At 69.4% G+C, this 1,341-nt stretch carries 1 protein-coding gene; it reads left to right on the top strand.

From position 1 onward, the window contains the following. Window positions 1-90 precede the first annotated feature (90 nt). Complete coding sequence (locus Q4I23_RS32680) at window positions 91-1,137, top strand: DMT family transporter (protein ID WP_498529001.1); 1,047 nt, start codon at window positions 91-93, stop codon at window positions 1,135-1,137. The last annotated feature ends 204 nt before the right edge of the window (window positions 1,138-1,341 follow it).

Below are 1,341 nucleotides of genomic sequence, written 5' to 3'. Positions count from 1 at the left end.
GTTATAGTCTCGTGGGCTCGGAGATGTGTATAAGAGACAGGGTTAGGGTGGGGGCAACGGTTCCCCCACTCAACAGGCGTGCGAGGCCTCATGCCCCGAACCGGCGCGACGACCGCCATCCTGGCCGCGGTTCTCTTCGGCATCAGCACGCCGCTGGCGAAGCTGCTGGTCCACGACCTGTCGCCCTGGATGCTGGCGGGCCTGCTCTATCTCGGCTCCGGCATCGGGCTGGGGCTGGTCCGGCTGGTCCGTGGTCTGACGGTCCCGCAGAAGCGGAGCGAACGCGGCATCCGCGGCGCCGAATGGCTCTGGCTGCTGGCCGCCATCGGTGCCGGAGGTATCGCCGGACCGGTGCTGCTGATGGCCGGCCTGACGGCGACGCCGGCATCGACCGCCTCGCTGCTGCTCAATCTGGAAGGGGTGTTCACCGCCCTGCTGGCGTGGTTCGTCTTCCGGGAGGGCGTCGACCGGCGCCTCGTCGCCGGGATGGTCGCCATCGTGGCGGGAGCGGTGGTGCTGTCCTGGGGCGGAACAGTGGACATCGCCGGTGGTTGGGGGCCGGCCGCGGTCGCCGCCGCCTGTCTGATGTGGGCGGTGGACAACAACCTGACCCGCAAGGTGTCGCTGGCCGACCCGGCGGACATCGCCACGATCAAGGGGCTGGTGGCCGGCACCGTCAATGTCGGGATCGCCCTGGCGCTCGGCGATGGCCTGCCCGCGGTGCCGACCGCGGCGGCGGCGATGCTGGTCGGGCTGCTCGGCTACGGCGTCAGCCTCGTGCTGTTCGTGGTCGCCCTGCGCCACATCGGCGCCGCCCGCACCGGGGCCTATTTCTCGACGGCCCCCTTCGTCGGGGGCATCGCCTCCCTGGTGATCTTCGGGGAGCCCGTGACGCCCGGGCTGGCCGCCGCGGCGGCCCTGATGGGGGTGGGCGTCTGGCTGCACCTGACCGAGGACCACGACCATGAGCATGACCACGAGGAGATGGAGCACGACCACCCGCATGTGCATGACGAGCACCACCGGCACCATCACGATGGCCCGGTGACCGAGCCGCACACCCACCGTCACCGTCACGGGCGCCTGCGGCACTGGCACGCCCACTTTCCGGATGCCCACCACGCGCACAGGCACTGAGGCCTGGGCCGGATCGGCGAACGTTTTAAAAAGAATGGGGAGATTTGGCCGACGCCGCGTGCGACAGGGCGGTGTCACACCGCGGGAAATTCCGCCGCTTCCGGGCGAATTCCAGTGTCGCATCACTGTCTTGGGGGATTGGTGGAGCCGAGGAGGATCGAACTCCCGACCTACGCATTGCGAACGCGTCGCTCTCCCAGCTGA

The organism is Azospirillum sp. UFLA03-27 (genome assembly GCF_059803775.1).
This window is presented reverse-complemented; position numbering and strand designations above follow the sequence as displayed.